The 16,414-nt window shown below is 47.9% G+C and carries 21 protein-coding genes; 16 read left to right on the forward strand and 5 right to left on the reverse strand.

The genetic code is table 11. The annotated features are described in order from the left end of the window. Positions 1-159: 159 nt before the first annotated feature. The 12 genes from OGV71_RS19405 (at position 160) to OGV71_RS19460 (ending at position 7,550) form a co-directional block, all read left to right on the forward strand. Positions 160-1,071, forward strand: a complete 912-nt coding sequence (locus OGV71_RS19405; RefSeq protein ID WP_248180110.1) for a hypothetical protein — start codon at positions 160-162, stop codon at positions 1,069-1,071. 98 nt (positions 1,072-1,169) lie between these two features. Then, on the forward strand, positions 1,170-2,033 hold the full coding sequence (locus OGV71_RS19410) for a GTPase family protein (RefSeq protein ID WP_174349107.1): 864 nt from the start codon (positions 1,170-1,172) through the stop codon (positions 2,031-2,033). A gap of 96 nt (positions 2,034-2,129) precedes the next feature. Next, complete coding sequence (locus OGV71_RS19415) at positions 2,130-2,954, forward strand: DUF932 domain-containing protein (protein ID WP_174349106.1); 825 nt, start codon at positions 2,130-2,132, stop codon at positions 2,952-2,954. Positions 2,955-3,162: 208 nt separating this feature from the next. Continuing rightward, positions 3,163-3,873, forward strand: coding sequence for a DeoR family transcriptional regulator (locus OGV71_RS19420; protein ID WP_174349105.1), 711 nt, complete (start codon positions 3,163-3,165; stop codon positions 3,871-3,873). Between the two features lie 25 nt (positions 3,874-3,898). Continuing rightward, entirely contained in the window at positions 3,899-4,006 is a 108-nt protein-coding gene (locus OGV71_RS19425; RefSeq protein ID WP_116541151.1) for a DUF4339 domain-containing protein, read from the forward strand. A 159-nt stretch (positions 4,007-4,165) separates the two neighbouring features. Next, positions 4,166-5,233, forward strand: a complete 1,068-nt coding sequence (locus OGV71_RS19430) for a hypothetical protein (RefSeq protein WP_008783819.1) — start codon at positions 4,166-4,168, stop codon at positions 5,231-5,233. Positions 5,234-5,360: 127 nt separating this feature from the next. Further along, a complete protein-coding gene (locus OGV71_RS19435; protein WP_370655833.1) occupies positions 5,361-5,588 on the forward strand; it encodes a DUF905 family protein in 228 nt (75 codons plus the stop codon). Between the two features lie 85 nt (positions 5,589-5,673). Beyond that, a complete protein-coding gene (locus OGV71_RS19440; protein WP_174349104.1) occupies positions 5,674-6,132 on the forward strand; it encodes an antirestriction protein in 459 nt (152 codons plus the stop codon). Positions 6,133-6,140: 8 nt separating this feature from the next. Further along, positions 6,141-6,623 carry a JAB domain-containing protein gene (locus OGV71_RS19445; protein ID WP_058649301.1) on the forward strand — a complete coding sequence of 161 codons (483 nt, stop codon included), beginning with the start codon at positions 6,141-6,143 and terminating at the stop codon, positions 6,621-6,623. Positions 6,624-6,631: 8 nt separating this feature from the next. Further along, positions 6,632-6,853 carry a DUF987 domain-containing protein gene (locus OGV71_RS19450; protein WP_286533871.1) on the forward strand — a complete coding sequence of 74 codons (222 nt, stop codon included), beginning with the start codon at positions 6,632-6,634 and terminating at the stop codon, positions 6,851-6,853. Between the two features lie 17 nt (positions 6,854-6,870). Continuing rightward, a complete protein-coding gene (locus OGV71_RS19455; protein ID WP_174349102.1) occupies positions 6,871-7,188 on the forward strand; it encodes a type IV toxin-antitoxin system YeeU family antitoxin in 318 nt (105 codons plus the stop codon). 20 nt (positions 7,189-7,208) lie between these two features. Then, on the forward strand, positions 7,209-7,550 hold the full coding sequence (locus OGV71_RS19460; protein WP_174349101.1) for a TA system toxin CbtA family protein: 342 nt from the start codon (positions 7,209-7,211) through the stop codon (positions 7,548-7,550). 378 nt (positions 7,551-7,928) lie between these two features. Here the strand turns inward: OGV71_RS19460 and OGV71_RS19465 are convergent, their stop codons facing one another. Continuing rightward, entirely contained in the window at positions 7,929-8,801 is an 873-nt protein-coding gene (locus OGV71_RS19465; RefSeq protein WP_081365436.1) for a phosphorothioated DNA-binding restriction endonuclease, read from the reverse strand. Positions 8,802-8,997: 196 nt separating this feature from the next. On the opposite strand from OGV71_RS19465, the gene OGV71_RS19470 reads away from it, so the two are divergent. After that, positions 8,998-9,324: a DUF1493 family protein gene (locus OGV71_RS19470; protein WP_040230261.1), complete on the forward strand. Its 327-nt coding sequence runs from the start codon at positions 8,998-9,000 to the stop codon at positions 9,322-9,324. Positions 9,325-9,542: 218 nt separating this feature from the next. Here OGV71_RS19470 and OGV71_RS19475 read toward each other — a convergent pair whose 3' ends face one another. The 4 genes from OGV71_RS19475 to symE form a co-directional block, all read right to left on the reverse strand. Beyond that, positions 9,543-10,022, reverse strand: coding sequence for an Hcp family type VI secretion system effector (locus tag OGV71_RS19475; protein ID WP_048219803.1), 480 nt, complete (start codon positions 10,020-10,022; stop codon positions 9,543-9,545). 2 nt (positions 10,023-10,024) lie between these two features. Then, entirely contained in the window at positions 10,025-10,372 is a 348-nt protein-coding gene (locus OGV71_RS19480; protein WP_286533873.1) for a hypothetical protein, read from the reverse strand. Between the two features lies 1 nt (position 10,373). Continuing rightward, on the reverse strand, positions 10,374-11,048 hold the full coding sequence (locus OGV71_RS19485) for an Ssp6 family T6SS pore-forming effector (RefSeq protein ID WP_048219800.1): 675 nt from the start codon (positions 11,046-11,048) through the stop codon (positions 10,374-10,376). A 243-nt stretch (positions 11,049-11,291) separates the two neighbouring features. Then, the gene (symE, locus tag OGV71_RS19490; protein WP_204584180.1) at positions 11,292-11,654 is read right to left on the reverse strand and encodes an endoribonuclease SymE; all 363 of its coding nucleotides are present in this window, start codon (positions 11,652-11,654) and stop codon (positions 11,292-11,294) included. Positions 11,655-12,431: 777 nt separating this feature from the next. Between symE and OGV71_RS19495 the strand changes: the two genes are divergently transcribed. The 3 genes from OGV71_RS19495 (at position 12,432) to pdxY (ending at position 16,127) form a co-directional block, all read left to right on the forward strand. Next, a complete protein-coding gene (locus OGV71_RS19495; protein ID WP_003837154.1) occupies positions 12,432-13,802 on the forward strand; it encodes a tyrosine phenol-lyase in 1,371 nt (456 codons plus the stop codon). Positions 13,803-13,992: 190 nt separating this feature from the next. Further along, positions 13,993-15,258, forward strand: a complete 1,266-nt coding sequence (locus OGV71_RS19500; protein WP_003837156.1) for an aromatic amino acid transporter — start codon at positions 13,993-13,995, stop codon at positions 15,256-15,258. An 11-nt stretch (positions 15,259-15,269) separates the two neighbouring features. Then, the gene (pdxY, locus tag OGV71_RS19505; RefSeq protein ID WP_204584177.1) at positions 15,270-16,127 is read left to right on the forward strand and encodes a pyridoxal kinase PdxY; all 858 of its coding nucleotides are present in this window, start codon (positions 15,270-15,272) and stop codon (positions 16,125-16,127) included. The last annotated feature ends 287 nt before the right edge of the window (positions 16,128-16,414 follow it).

Here is a 16,414-nt window from a genome sequence, read left to right on the forward strand (position 1 = left end):
GTACGTCAAAGTTTCTCAGGTATCATTGAAATCCAGGAATGTAGTGCACGTTGAAAGGCTTGTGATAACAAAAAAATGACGTAGTCTACTACGTAGAGTGCTACGATTTTTTCTACGATTGTTGTTACGTTTGAGGTTATGATGAGTGCAGGAAAAAGAGTGACCAGTCTCTGGACGAAAAGAGTAAATTTATGGCTTTACTGGGATATCTTTCGCTCAGCATTAATGCATGTTGATGAGTCTCGTGAAATAGTGGGAAGAATAGATGATGCCAATCTTTTCAAAGAGTCTTGCATTAACTGTATGAATAAAAAAGAAATGGTTGAATATGGGAGTGCGGAGGGATTCTTTGAAAAGAGTAAACGAGAGGTTGAGGGTAAATTAATACCTTTTAGTGAACTTGAGTGGATTAATTGTGAGCGTTCTTTGTCATTTGTTTCTAATTACATTCATTCCGAATATAAGCTATATACCAATAATAAAAACCCCTCTCTTCTTGATATCACTTTACCTGAATGGAGCCTTGATTCTGACAAGGGTGGTGTAAATTATGAGGGGTTAATTCTTTTGATCGACTATCAATGTCGTGTATCAAGCTTTAACCATATCCGCTCAAACTTAGAGCGTTTGAAAAACTCTTGGCTCCGTATCCAGAAAAAATTTGGCAATCCGTTCTGGTTCTCATCCACCAGATATGATGCTAAATACTTGGCGGATTATCAGTGGGTGATGTCTTACTTCGATAAGAACAAAATGATTAATGGTAATGTTGATTTTTGGTTTGAAAAAAATTTGAATCTGAAAGTTCATTCAATCTTTGATCAATGGGTTGAGAATAAATCCGATGCTGAAGGTGAATTGTTTATTATAAAAACAAAAAAAGCATGGGGTCAGAAAAAATTCAGAGATAGTGTTGCAAACAAAAAAGTTCTCAATACCTATATTAGCAAAGACAGTAAGAGACAGCTTGATTATCTAGCAAGCCAAAATGAAATGAAAATCAATGAATTGATTGAGATGCTGATCAATGATGCATACGCAAAAGCTAAACTGAAAAGTTGGGAGAATTAAAAAAGATCACAGATATATATCATCACTCTGAACATACCCCATTAACGGCAGAATCTCGTGGTTCTGCCGTTTTTGTATTCTTTTTCGGAGGAGCAGTAATGAAACAAATTGACGGTCTGCAGTCACTGCAGCAACCGCTTTCCGGCCTGCCCCAGTGGGTCTCTGAACGCATTCTGCAGCAGATAAATCAGTTAACCCACTACGAGCCAGTAATAGGCATTATGGGGAAAACCGGCGCGGGCAAGAGCAGTCTGTGCAATGCGCTGTTTGCCGGGGACGTTTCACCGGTCAGCGACGTGGCTGCCTGCACACGCGAACCCATGCGCTTTCGCCTGCAGCTCGGCAAACGCTTTATGACAATTATGGACCTACCCGGTGTTGGAGAGTCTGAACTACGGGATGCTGAATATGCCGCACTCTACCGTGAACAACTTCCCCGGCTCGACCTGATGCTGTGGTTGATCAAGGCCGATGATCGAGCGCTGGCGGTGGATGAGCATTTTTACCGGGAGGTGATTGGTGAGGCATACCGGCATAATGTGTTGTTTGTTATCAGTCAGTCCGACAAGGTTGAACCCACCTGCGGTGATGAAAAGCTGTCTACAGAGCAGAAACAGAATATCAGCCGAAAAATCTGTCTGCTGCATGAGTTGTTCCAACCTGTAAACCCTGTCTGTGCGGTGTCGGTACGTTTGCAGTGGGGGCTGCGGGTGATGGCTGAACGGATGATTCGTTGCCTGCCACGGGAGGCCAGTAGTCCGGTGGCGGTACAGCTTAGTGTTCCACTTCGTACCGATGCCGTTAATAAAAAAGCCCGTGACGATTTTGGTGAAACAGTCGGCTCGGTACTGGACACAATAAGTTCCATGCCACTGATACCGCCCCCAATACGGGCAATCATTCAGGCTGCACGCGACACCGTGGTATCGGTCGCTCGTGCTGTCTGGAATTTCTTCTTCTGAACACTTAACCCTTCTAACCCGTAGTTTCCTGAGCCCTGTCGCGATTGAGCGGCAGGGCTTTTCTGTCTTTATTTTCCCATCATGAGGAGTCTGCTTATGACCCGTCTGGCCTCGCGCTTTGGCGCAGCAAACCTTATTCGTCGTGACCGCCCGTTAACCCGTGAAGAGTTGTTTCGTGTGGTGCCCAGCGTATTCAGCGAGGATAAACACGAATCCCGCAGTAAACGTTATACCTATATTCCGACTATCTCCCTCCTGGACAGCCTGCAGCGCGAAGGCTTTCAGCCATTCTTTGCCTGTCAGACCCGGGTACGTGACCCGAATCGTCGGGAACACACAAAGCACATGTTGCGTCTGCGCCGGGAGGGACAGATCACCGGTAAACAGGTCCCGGAAATTATTCTGCTCAACTCCCATGATGGCACCAGCTCGTATCAGATGCTGCCGGGATTATTTCGTGCGGTATGCCAGAACGGCCTCGTCTGCGGTGAGTCGTTTGGCGAGGTGCGGGTGCCGCACAAAGGGGATGTGGTGAGTCAGGTGATTGAAGGGGCGTATGAAGTGCTGGGTATTTTTGACCGTGTGGAAGAGAAGCGGGATGCCATGCAGTCGCTGATGCTGCCGCCACCTGCACAACAGGCTTTGGCACAGGCTGCACTGACGTACCGTTTTGGTGAGGACCACCAGCCGGTGACAGCACCTCAGATACTCTCCCCACGCCGCTGGCAGGATGAGAGCAATGATCTGTGGACCACATACCAGCGTATTCAGGAGAACCTGATTAAGGGCGGGCTCAGTGGCCGGAGTGCAAAAGGCGGGCGAACACATACCCGCGCCGTGCGTGGTATCGACGGAGATGTGAAGCTCAACCGGGCTCTCTGGGTGATGGCGGAAGCTATGCTGAGTGAGTTTCAGTCCTGAGAGTGTTATCGCCATGTTAACAAAGGACGCTCCCTGTCCGTTTTACCTCCATTGGATTGAGTGTTTTATCACCGCATTTCACAGTGTGCCGCGTCGGGCCTGCCTCCGGTGGCAGAGAAAAAATAGTTCATTCCATGTCCATACCCTGTCCGCCCCCCTCTTTAGAATCATTTCATATTCAGTCAGTTAATTATTACGGAGATTCGAGATGACACAGGCAGAGCGCCGTCATGACCGGCTGGCTGTCAGGCTGTCACTGATAATCAGCCGCCTGGTTGCCGGTGAAACGCTGAACATGACGCGGCTTGCTGCAGAGTTTGGAGTTTCAGTCCGTACCCTGCGACGGGATTTTCGTGAACGGCTGATGTACCTCGACCTTGAGTATCGACGGGGGCAATGCCGCCTGCGCAGCACCGGTGGGGGCGTACAGGGGGAACTCGATGCGCTGACCTTCGCGCACCGGGCCGGACTGGCCGATATTTTTCCGGGGCTGGACCGGCGTCTGGCGGGCATGCTGCTCACTGCAGGAGGGATGCCGTGTCTGGTATGGCAGCCGCCACAGTCTGTGTCACCGGCCAGCTCACTGGTCTTCTACCGTCTTGTCAGTGCCATTACTGCCTGCCAGCGGGTACTGTTGCTGGCCGAGGGAGAGCGCTGTGACGGGCTGGCCCCGTACCGCCTGATATCACTCGACGGCTGCTGGTACCTCACTGGTGAACTTAACGGGTATATCACCGTGCATCCTCTGGCGACTATCCATGCGGTGACGGTTCTGAACACCACTTTTACCCCGCTAAAACGTCTCAGCCAGTTAACCACACAGGCGGGCTTTATCCGGGCTCTTCCGCACTTCAGCTGTATCCGCGAAGTCCTGTCTCCTGGTCCCTCTGAGGAGATGCCGGACAACACACTAATTTAATAACCTCTGTTAAGAAGGAAAAGCAATGACCTGGCATTACGAGAAAAATGGCATACGTTACGGCAATATGACCAAAGACGACCTCATCGGCCTGATTTTACGCGGTGAAGCGAACGCTACCGCACTGGTGTAATGGCATTAACTTAAGGAACAGAAATCAATTTCAACAACGCTCATGGTAACTGTACTGAATCGAAACGACTATCCAACGTAACTGCCATATTTAAGTTAGCCAGGATGTTTGCCGATAGTTATTAACTGATGTTTTTTTAAATTTTCAAAGAGGATAGCTGTGAAAATATTATTGATTGTCCTGACTCTATGTTTGAGCTTTAGCGTTAAAGCCACCCCGATGGAGGCTGCTGCCAACTGCACCGATAATTGCCCTTATCCTAGCGAGCTGTACAAATCAGACAAAGCATTTGCGGATGCCTTAGCCGGGAACTTGCGTGCTATTGGGATTAAGGACGCTTTTACCAGAACCGGCGCGCTTAATGGCACTGAATCGCCGGTAAGCTCGTATCAATATAAAGGCGATACCGTGATTACCGGCTCAATTTGCGCCAGTGACTGTTTTACCCACTTCAATTTCATCTACAACGTCGTTACCAAAACAGCCGCATCTGTATATATCGAAGGTGATAAAGCTACTTTGATGGGTAAGCCACCAGAGGACGTTACTAACTTTCTGCTAAAAGATGAAAATATTGCCACCACAACTATCGCCCCTTTAGCACCAAAGGGACCATCTGAGAGTGGAGAAAATTCAGACAAAACTATCTGGGAACTAAAAGACAAGAGCGGGCGGCTGTTGGGGGATGTGTGCGCTGGAAAACCGGGTACCTGCGCCATCGTAATGAACACGACAAACCTCGTGGCCGTCGTTAATCATAAATCTCTCAACGGATGCGCCATGGGAGATTTCTACGTCGTAAGTAGACCTGAGCAGTTTTGGAGTCAGTACGATACAGGCACCTGCAGCAGAGACGCCTATTTTGCTGAAGGGACAATGAATAATGGTCAATATCGTACAATCGATGTTCACCTTAATGGAGAACTGGTCAAACGTTTCCCAATCGAATACTGGTCATTGGCAAAATCCTTTTCCGGCAGTAACCGTCCGAAATGGAAGGAAAAGGAATATGGTAGAGGTTCTATTTACCAAACTAACGAAGAGCCGATGGAGAAACCAACTTACACCCCAGAGGAATTGGAAAAAATGGAGGCTGCGCAAAAAATGGGGGGGCGTGGTTTTTCTGGTACCTCAAACGACATTAATCAAGCTGTAAACGATGCCGGTGGGATTATGAATTATATAAAGAAGACAACAGGAACAGATAAAGATCAGACACAAAAATAATCCGCCTCACTACCATGTAAGCGCTCTATTTTTGGGCGATTAGAAATTGAGAATCAAGGTACTTAGCTTAGCCCCTGTGCTCATGTTGCGGGGGTTAATTTTACTTAAAGTCTATGTGAAAGCAGAAATTATTTTTTCCTTCACGCAAATCATTCATCCAGTAGCAGCTGAAGTTGTTAGTTACCTGAATAACAACATGCCCCTCGAAGATTGCAAGCATATCCACTTTAGCCCAGCGATTCGCTGTTCTGAAAGCTGGATGGTCTGGCGGGCGTGGTGCTTTGAACCGGATGCCGGTGAAGGGCTTAACCGTTATATTCTGCAGTATGGCATCCTCAGAGCATCCTCCTCCTGACCACACCCATTCATCATCCCTGCATGTCCTTTATTTCCCATACGCCAGCCATCGTCGCTGGCGTTTTTATTGACGGAGAATATCCATGACGACACAAACGCAATGCAAATTGATGTCCGCTAATGAACCTCAATTTGACCTTACTGCATCACCAGTACCTGACGAGCAGCGTCTCGATTTCTGGCCGCTGCACTTTGGTGCTATCACACAGTGGATAACGCTGGAACCCCGTATTTTCGCCTGGATGGACCGCTTCTGTGATGAGTACAGCGGTGGTATCTGGTCCTTTTACACGCTCAGCAATGGCGGCGCGTTTATGGCTCCTGATGCTGACAGTGACGATAAATGGCATCTTTTCAACAGCATGAACGGTAATGGTGCGCAAATGAGCGCAGAAGCCGCAGGTATTGCTATCTGCCTGATTGAATACAGCCATCACGCTTGTCGCACCGAATGCGATGCCATGACGGAGCACTATTACCGCCTGCGGGATTACGCCCTGCAGCACCCTGAATCCCACGCCATTTTTCGCATTATTGATTAAGGATATTCATGATAGAACAGTCACTTATCCCACAGGCTCCGGCACTTCCACTGACCGCACAACGTACGGTAAAACGCGCCTTAACCCTGCTTGACCGACACCTGCGCGAAACAGGCGTGGCATTTACCTCCACTCAGGCTGCCCGTGACTGGCTGAAACTGAAAATGGCGGGGCTGGAGCGCGAAGAGTTTATGGTGCTGTACCTGAATCAGCAGAACCAATTGATTGCCCATGAAACCCTGTTTGCCGGTTCCATTAGCAGCACCGAGGTACATCCCCGTGAGGTGGTCAAACGCGCCCTGTACTTCAATGCAGCAGCAGTGATACTGGCGCATAACCACCCCTCCGGCGATACCACGCCCAGCCAGGCAGATAAGACCATAACGCAGCGTCTGGTGCAGGCGCTTCAGCTCGTTGATATCCGTGTGCCTGACCACCTTATCGTCGGTGGTACGCAGATATTGTCGTTCGCTGAGCATGGTCTGCTTTGAGGTATTACATGAAAATTATCAGTAAACGCCGGGCGATGACAATTTACCGTCAGCATCCAGCCTCACGCATTTTTCGATACTGCATCGGCAGATACCAGTGGCACGGCAGTGTCTGTCATTACATCGGTAAGATAGTTCCTGACATTCCCGGCGTGCTGGCGGTATACGCCGAACGCCGCCAGGACCGCAATGGACCTTATACCTGTCTGATGAGTATCACCCTGAACTGACAATAAAGAGGTTATAAATGAGCAATCCCACATGGGGCCTGCAGCGGGATATCACGCCGTGCCTGGGAGCACGTCTGGTGCAGGAGAGCAACCGACTGCACTATCTGGCTGACCGGGCAAGTATCACCGGTAAGTTTAGTGATGTCGAAAGCCTGAAGTTGGATGTCGTATTTCCACATTTTATCAGCCAGATGGAGTCGATGCTGACCACTGGTGAAATGAATCCTCGCCATGCCCACTGCGTCACCCTGTATCACAACGGTTTTACCTGCGAAGCCGATACCCTTGGCAATTGCGGCTACGTATACATCGCTGTTTATCCCACTCAACGCTAACTAATTTCACGAGAGCAAGCATGAAAACTCTACCTGCAACAACTCAGCAGGCGGCGAAGCTATGTCTGTCGCCTGTGGCTGTCTGGCAAATGCTGCTGACACGTCTGCTGAAGCAACACTATGGTTTGGCCCTGAACGACACGCCGTTCAGTAATGAAACGGTTATTCAGGAACACATTGATGCCGGTATCACGCTGGCCGATGCCGTTAACTTTCTGGTGGAAAAATACGAGCTGATTCGAATAGATCGCAAAGGATTTAGCTGGCAGGAACAATCCCCTTATCTCCGGGCTGTCGATATCCTGCGGGCACGACAGGCAACTGGCTTGTTACGAAGAAACTGTAATAACTCTGCGTTGTGAATATTGCGAACTATCTCCCGATTTACACCGCCGATCTTTGTTCCTTGTTTACTCATTGCATAATGCGCCTGCTGGTACTGGTGGGTGCGTTTACTTTTTTACGGAAAAAATACCATGCAAACTGAAGTCGTAGTTTTAACCGACCGAAATATTATCCGGAGATGCTACCTCCCGATAATAAAAAACGCCCCAGGCTGAAATGATGCAATCGGGTATAATCACAGCGCCATCTTTGAGTTGGTTTATGTGCTGCGTTAAGCGCTAATTTTTGAAAGAAAATGGTTGAGTATATAACTGAGTATATATCATCAATGCATTAACAATTAATAACTTGTAATTCAGTTGATTAACTTTGAAATTCGAGTCCGGCCTTCGCACTCACCCTCTAAACACCTCCTTCCTGTGCCACTCCACAAACCCTTCTTTTGGATAATTCTCGCGCATCATCGGTAGCGCTATCGATTTACCGTCGAAATCCCAGAACAGTCTGCCAACAATGCCGCTGCCATTCACTGCGGTGGACACCTGAACCCGCATACTTTCATCCAGCCCAATCGAACCTTTATCAAAGGCTTTATGGTGGATTGCACACAACGCCAGGCCGTTTGAAATCTCACACGGGCCGCCGTGCTGTTTCCATTTGATATGGGCGGCTTCCAGGGCGACTGAGGTGCTGTCGTGGCGCATATTGAAGCCACAAATAGCGCATTCATAGTTATAGGCACGCAGAACCTGCTGGCGGAACAATGGATCCCGCTGTTTGCGGATTTGCAGGATATCAAATCCCAGTTCATCCGCGATCTCTTCCTGGATGCTTTCGGTGAAGTGCGCCTCGAGGATTTGCTGGGCCAGGGCGTTGATGAGGCTCTTGCTCTTTTTCAGCAGGGCAAAATGCTGTTCATCAAAACCTCCGGTAACGTTGTGCGACACCAGTTCTCCGGCAGGAGGCTGTTTGCTGCTACCGGATGTTGAACAGTGCTCGGCGTTTTGTAGCTCCCAGAACCCATCTCCCTGTAAGCGCCAGAAAGGCATATCCGGGCGGTATTGCGCGCGCTGTGGTCCAAATCGCTCCAGCAGACTATGCAACGGGTCGCGAACTTCCGAACCGTAGTCAAACAGGCGACCGTGACCCTGCTGATAACCGGCCAGCACATGAAGCAGCAGCAGGGGCTTGTGCGGCGCACGCTGCTCGCCTTTACGCCAGATGGTGATGTCGGCAATCGCCTGTTGCAGGGTTTTACTGGAAGTCATTGATTTCATTATCAGGTAAATAATTGCGATGATGCTCGCAAAATATCACCTGATCAAGCAAAGACGGGTTGATGCGCTACCGACATCACTTTTATGTTTTCTGAAAAACACATACGCCATGGCGTTTACCGTTCCCCAAACTGGAGACGCAGGAGTACAATAAGTAAGCAAATTATTGCATATCGAAGGATCTTTGATGGTGAAGGATAACGAGGTATTGGAATTTTTTCGGGGGGAGTTATCTCTCGCGGTAACGTTTACTTTCAAGCTTATCCCGATTGAACTTGATACGCCGCTGCAAGGTTACGCTGAATGGGATGAATTACCGTATGCCATTGAAGATTTTGGAGAGAAATATAACGTTGAGGTTTCAGTCATTGATTTCGAAGCCTATTACCCCAGGGAAAGAGAATCGGTCTATCGAAAGTGGTTTACGAAAGAACCCATCAAACAAGTGTCAAAACCGCTTACTGTGCGTATGTTCGCAGAATCAGCCAGAGCAGGTCACTGGTTATATGATTGACTGTATGCTTACAGAGGATACTGACGCAATTAGATGTTGATTGCATTGACAAAATCTGGGAAATAATTATACCAAGAATAATGGCAGTATCAGTTTACTCAAAAGTTTTGGTGGTGTATCTCGCTGTTTATTAGAGAGGAATGACCTCGTTTGTTCATAAAACGTATGCTTTCACCACCAGCACATTCTTTCTGTGCTGGTGAAATACTCAATGGCAGTTACGAAATTACTCTGTGATTCCAGGCATCCTTATAAATGATATTTCCATCGCAGTGCTTCCATGTAATAGCCTCATATCTTAGCTGAATAGTTTCATTGTGGGTTCCTGTTCCCGAACCGGGGAATAAATTTGGTGTGATTCCTGTCACTTTTACATTTTCTAAAATGATATTGAAATATTCACTTTCAATACCAACCTCCAGAATTTGATACATTTTTATTGTGGCTGATTTTAATGTCTGGCTTTCACTTAACGCTTTATACAAAAGGGGCGTTGTTTTATCAAACTCCTTCTGTATTGTAATCGGCGCGTGCACACGCGTTCCTGTCAGTCTACCTGTATTTCCATCTACAGGGACAGACAGGTGATGAGTGACTGCTTTCAGTTCAATAGCACCAATGCGTCCAGCGACTTGTGAGCTTCCCATTACGGGGGAGCCATTTGCATCGGTTAACCACAGATAGGCTGGGTTTGACATGATTAGTCCTTATCTATATTTATACGGGAAGGGAAATAAAGCATGATGAGAATCCAAACGAATGTTCCAATAATTTTTATGGGCCAGGGTTCAAGAAAAGTGAAACAGGCGAGGCCTCCTGCGATTAGCAATGGACCGGATAATAGATCAAGAACTCCCCCCATCAGGTGTATCTTTGTTGGTAAGAACCTATTGGCTATAAAGGCGATAATATAAGCGCTTACAACGATGATAATAATGGCAAGGATTTTATCCTGCCATGAATCGAATTCGATGAGAGAAATTAAACAAAGGGTGGCAACATACCCACAAAACAATGAATTTATTATTAGGGTGATAATTTTTTTCATGTTACCAGTCCTTAGACTTACCGTTTAAATGTTCTCCCACTAACTCAATTATTTTTATAAAAGTAGGTTTGCCTTCTGTATATCCAGCATGTATAGCATCAACGAAAGGTTGTACTGCATCAATGAAAAGGAAATAAAGAAGATCGTAGTCATGAGGCCTTAATAACTCGTATATCTCGGGTGCATCTGTACTGAGGCCATCCGATGTCCTGATAGAACGTTCGGTCATACCTCCCAATAAAAGGAAGGTGCTTAACAGTGTTATGGGATTACCTTTACCCTTAAAGACAACATAAGTGAAAGATGTTTTTTCGATAACGGCTTTCGCAATGTTTGAGGCGATTGTATTTGCAATAATCCTTCCTGCTATAGATGTAATAACGGTTCTGTATATTTTATCTTGTGCCTGTTCGGATAAGAAATTGTTAAAAAGATGAAAGATGCGAGAAACAGCATTGACGATATTCTCATAATTTAGAATGTCATTTTTTATGGCTGTCATGATGCGAATACGTTCTGTTTCTCGTTTAAATCTGCTGTCTGTATCAAAGACACCGTAAATCATATATCCATAATCTAAAGGAACAGACAGGCCACCATTGATAAGTCCTGTGACTGTATCAGGTGAAATGATAATGTTATAGATCCTTCTTGCAATGCCTTCTATATCGGCCATGGCAATCCTTTAATAAAATAAGATGGCTAGAAATGAAAGCATGTAAATAACAAAAATAGATGGTGAAATAGTTGACCTGAGTAACAGTTTCTCAAATAACATTAAGAATATCGACATTGGTTATTAATTAGAGATATTAATTCTTGAGCTAAATATTCTAGTGCTGATATAAAAAATCATATGAAAATGCTTCCTCAAAAAAGGCGCCCCGCAGGCGCCTCAATGACAATCACAATTACAATCTCACCCCTTCAACGCTTTCCCCGCAATCACCCCGATAAACTCCAGTACCTGCTTTTGCTTACGCGCGGAGAGCTTTTCCACGGCGCGCAGGGATTTCATCAGTTCTGACTCTTCGGGGTCGGCGGTGCGGGCGGTTAATACGATGCAGCCTTGCATTACGCGCACATCAACGCTGGTGCCGGTATCGAATCCGGCGGCTTTCAGCCACTGGCCCTTCATCACAATGGACGGAAACCGAACGTACTTCACCGGAATACGGCTGTAATCAGGATAACGGCCCGCATAACCCACCTTCAGGCGACGGTTATCTGCGGCGTGGACTTCTGGATCAAATGAAACTGCAATACAATGCGTATCAGTCATGGCTGCTATTCTCTATTAATAGTTGCTGTGATTAGCGATGCGGAGGTGTTGGCGCACCTTCGCATCGCGCTAATAAAACCCCTGTAAATTACGCCAGTATCCTGGGGGAAGTCCAGATGTAAATAAGATGAAATAAGCGCGAATAGCACGCTTTCGGAATAAATAGAAAACGCCTTCACCCCAATGAATCCGGTATTATTCACCGTATAAATCCATTCTCATCCAATCCGCCAAATACCTGCCATTTCCAGAAAATAATGCTCCTCTGCATCTGGCCAAAAATGTGATATAACTCACTGAAGCAAATAGCAAACTCTGAAACAACACCGTTTTGTACACTTTGCTTTACACTTTTAGTGATGTGAATCACAAATATCACTCCGTGAAGTGATCCGACTCTCACAAAATGAGGTGTACTCATTCACCAATACATTACGAGCACAGCCTGGAAAGTTATGTTTTCAGTATTTCCACTCTCCGCAGACACACTACGACGAATGACAAATCGAAACGCAAAAAAAACTTGTTGAATATTAACGGGTAAAAAAATGACGTGTGATTTGCATCACTCACATTTACAGCTTTTTAAATTATTGCCAGTGATTAATGTTGACCGGGCTATTTCCATAATCAATCAAATCTTGCATAGTGCCTCCACATTATTTCTCCCCCTGACTCAGGAGGCGAATAGTTATATTTCATCAGGATTTGTTGATGAACCAGGTATGATTTACTTCACATTAATACGTACATGACCACTGTTACTGGAGAAACAAAATGAATTATCCGGCAGAACCCTTCCGTATTAAAAGCGTTGAAACTGTATCTATGATCCCGCGTGATGAGCGCCTCAAAAAAATGCAGGAAGCGGGTTACAATACTTTCCTGTTAAATTCGAAAGATATTTATATTGACCTGCTGACAGACAGTGGCACTAACGCAATGAGCGACAAGCAGTGGGCCGGAATGATGATGGGTGATGAAGCGTACGCGGGCAGCGAAAACTTCTATCATCTGGAAAGAACAGTGCAGGAACTGTTTGGCTTTAAACATATTGTTCCGACTCACCAGGGGCGTGGCGCAGAAAACCTGTTATCGCAGCTGGCTATTAAACCTGGGCAATATGTTGCCGGGAATATGTATTTCACTACCACCCGTTATCACCAGGAAAAAAATGGTGCGGTGTTTGTCGATATCGTTCGTGACGAAGCGCACGATGCCGGTCTGAATATTGCGTTTAAAGGTGATATCGATCTTAAAAAATTACAAAAGCTGATTGATGAAAAAGGCGCAGAGAATATTGCGTATATCTGCCTGGCGGTGACGGTTAACCTCGCTGGCGGGCAGCCGGTCTCCATGGCGAACATGCGTGCGGTGCGTGAACTGACAGAAGCGCATGGCATTAAAGTGTTCTACGACGCTACCCGCTGCGTAGAAAACGCCTACTTTATCAAAGAGCAAGAGCAGGGTTTTGAGAACAAGAGCATCGCCGAGATCGTGCATGAGATGTTCAGCTACGCCGACGGTTGTACCATGAGTGGTAAAAAAGACTGTCTGGTGAACATCGGCGGTTTCTTGTGCATGAACGATGACGAAATGTTCTCTTCTGCCAAAGAGTTAGTCGTGGTCTACGAAGGGATGCCATCTTACGGCGGCCTGGCCGGACGTGATATGGAAGCGATGGCGATTGGCCTGCGCGAAGCCATGCAGTACGAATATATTGAGCACCGCGTGAAGCAGGTTCGCTATCTGGGCGACAAACTGAAAGCCGCTGGCGTACCGATTGTTGAACCGGTAGGCGGTCACGCGGTATTCCTCGATGCGCGTCGCTTCTGCGAGCATCTGACGCAAGATGAGTTCCCGGCACAAAGTCTGGCCGCCAGCATCTATGTGGAAACCGGCGTGCGCAGCATGGAGCGCGGAATTATCTCTGCGGGCCGTAATAACGTGACCGGTGAACACCACAGACCGAAACTGGAAACCGTGCGTCTGACTATTCCACGTCGTGTTTATACCTACGCACATATGGATGTTGTGGCTGACGGTATTATTAAACTTTACCAGCACAAAGAAGATATTCGCGGGCTGAAGTTTATTTACGAGCCGAAGCAGTTGCGTTTCTTTACTGCACGCTTTGATTACATCTAAAAAATAGTTATGGCCCCATCACGTGATGGGGCTTTTTTGTATTCCTTTTCCATGAACAGGAAGCCTTTACGGTGCCCGTTACCGTGACATAACTAAAAAAAAGTAAACCCTGACTCCGACATTTTTATTATCCGCATGATGTACAAATGACAGCTGTAATTATAACGAATAGTCTACAGGAACATTTATCATGGATATTAATGCCATTGAGCGACAGAGTAGTACCCCCGGACTGATTAGCGGAACCATGTTGGTTATCGCGACCGTAGTGGGTGGCGGGATGTTCTCCCTGCCGATTGCGATGGCCGGCGTATGGTTCCCCGGTGCGTCTGTTATTCTTCTGTTTATCGCCATCATGATGTTATTAACCGGTCTGATGCTGGTTGAAGTTAACCTGCATTATGGCGCCGGTGCCAGTTTTAATACCTTTACTCAGGATTTATTAGGCCGGAAGTGGAATATCGTGGTTGGTATCGCTTTCGGCTTTGTGCTGTATATTCTGACCTATGCCTATATCTCCGGTTCGTCGGCGGTGATGGCGCAAACCGTGTTCAAATACAGCGGTGTGCGCTTTCCGGCGAATATCTCGGTGGTGATCGTCAGTATGCTGGTCGGCGCGATTGCCTGGTATAGCTCCCTGCTGGTTGGACGCATCACTACCGTGCTGATTATCGGTAAGTTTGTGGCGTTCTTTGCCACGTTCTCCGGGCTGATTGGCCATATCGAAGTGGCAAAACTCATCGACAGCGTGGCGGTGGCGTTGCCCAATTCGCAGTATCTGCCGTACATCCTGATGACGCTGCCGTTCTGCATCATCTCGTTTGGTTTTCACGGTAACGTGCCGAGCCTGGTTAAACTGTATGGCACAAGCGGAGTCTCGAATATTACGCGTTCGATTATCATCGGTACGCTGTTTGCTCTGCTGCTGTATATTTTCTGGCTGGGCGTGACGATGGGTAACATCAGCCGTTCCTCATTCCCGCCGATCATCGCCAAAGGCGGCAATATCGATGTGTTTGTCGAGGCCATCAGCGGGCTGTTCACCAGCCGGTATATGGATCTGATCCTCACCTTTTTCGGCAACTTCGCGGTAGCCAGTTCCCTGCTGGCGGCGACGCTTGGCCTGTTCGATTACATCGCCGATCTGTTTCACTTCCCGGACGACGGTATGGGCCGCCTGAAAACCGCGCTGGTGACCTACTTCCCGCCAGCCGCCGTGTGCTTTTTCTTCCCGAACGGTTTTGTGCACGCGATTGGTTACGCCGGTCTGGCCTTTACCATCTGGAGCGTGATCCTGCCGCCGTTCCTGGTGAAAGCCGCGCGGAAACGTTTCCCAACCGCCAGCTATACCGCGCCCTGTAATAACACCGTGCTTAACCTGGTGATTGTCTGCGGAGCGGTTGTCTATCTGACGGTTGTTCTGGACGTATTTGGTCTGCTGCCAACGTTTCGTTAGACGGAGTCAAAATGAAAAACGTGTTGTCTGTTCAGTCGTCGGTTGTTTATGGCTATGCCGGAAATAAAGCCGCTGTGTTGCCGATGCAGCTCTCGGGGATCGATGTCTGGCCGTTTTACACCGTACAGTTTTCCAACCACACCCAATATGGGATGTGGCAGGGTATGGCGATGCCGCACGGCGAGCTGAGCGCGATCATCAGCGGGTTGGATGACCTGCAAAAGCTGGCGCAATGCGATGCCGTATTGTCCGGGTATCTTGGAGATAAACGCCATTGTGAAGAGGTGAAGCACGCGGTCATCACCATTCGTCAGCGTAATCCGCAGGCGCTCTATTTTTGCGATCCGGTAATGGGCGACCCGCAAAAAGGCTGCATTGTCGCGCAGGGCGTGGAGTCATTTTTTGTCGATGACGCCATTCAGCTGGCCGACATGATGGGACCGAATCTCTATGAGCTGGGCGTGCTGACGGACAGACAACTGCGTAGTTTTGACGAGGTGGTGGAAGCGGCGCGGCAGCTGGTGTCGTGGGGCGTAAAGAAGGTGCTGGTGAAGCATCTCGGCGACTGTTCGCGGGACAAACAGGCGTTTGAAATGCTGCTGGTGACGCCGGAACAGACGTTACACATTGCCCGGCCGCTGTATACCTTTGCCAAAATGCCGGTCGGCGTTGGGGATCTGATTTGCAGCGTGATGCTGGCCTCACTGCTCAATGGTTATGAGGACAAGCAGGCACTGGAGCGGACCACCAGTGTTGTTGACGCGGTAATGCGGCTGACGAAAGAACATGATTCGTATGAACTGCGGCTGATAGACGCGCGCCACCAGATTATGGACCCACAGGTTCGCTATCAGGCAACGGTGATCTGACGCCGCAAGGGGGCTCTGTGTTTCTGACATTGCTGAGGTTTCAGCATCCGCTGGTCTACCGTTTTGCATGGCTTCGTCTGCGGGTCAGGGTGTTAAGGGCGTTCAGGCTGCGTAAGTGAAAGGGGGCGTGCTTTACTCTGCGGCGCTTGCGCCTTATCCGGCCTACAAATGAATGCGAAACGTAGGCCTGATAAGCGAAGCGCCATCAGGCATAAGTGCCCAGTATTACACGCGGAAGTAGCGTGGTGGAATCAACGCGGAAAAGGCGTCGAACTTCTTCACCATCT

This window comes from Citrobacter sp. Cf088 (assembly GCF_030334295.1).
GTDB classification, from domain to species: Bacteria; Pseudomonadota; Gammaproteobacteria; order Enterobacterales; family Enterobacteriaceae; genus Citrobacter; species Citrobacter freundii.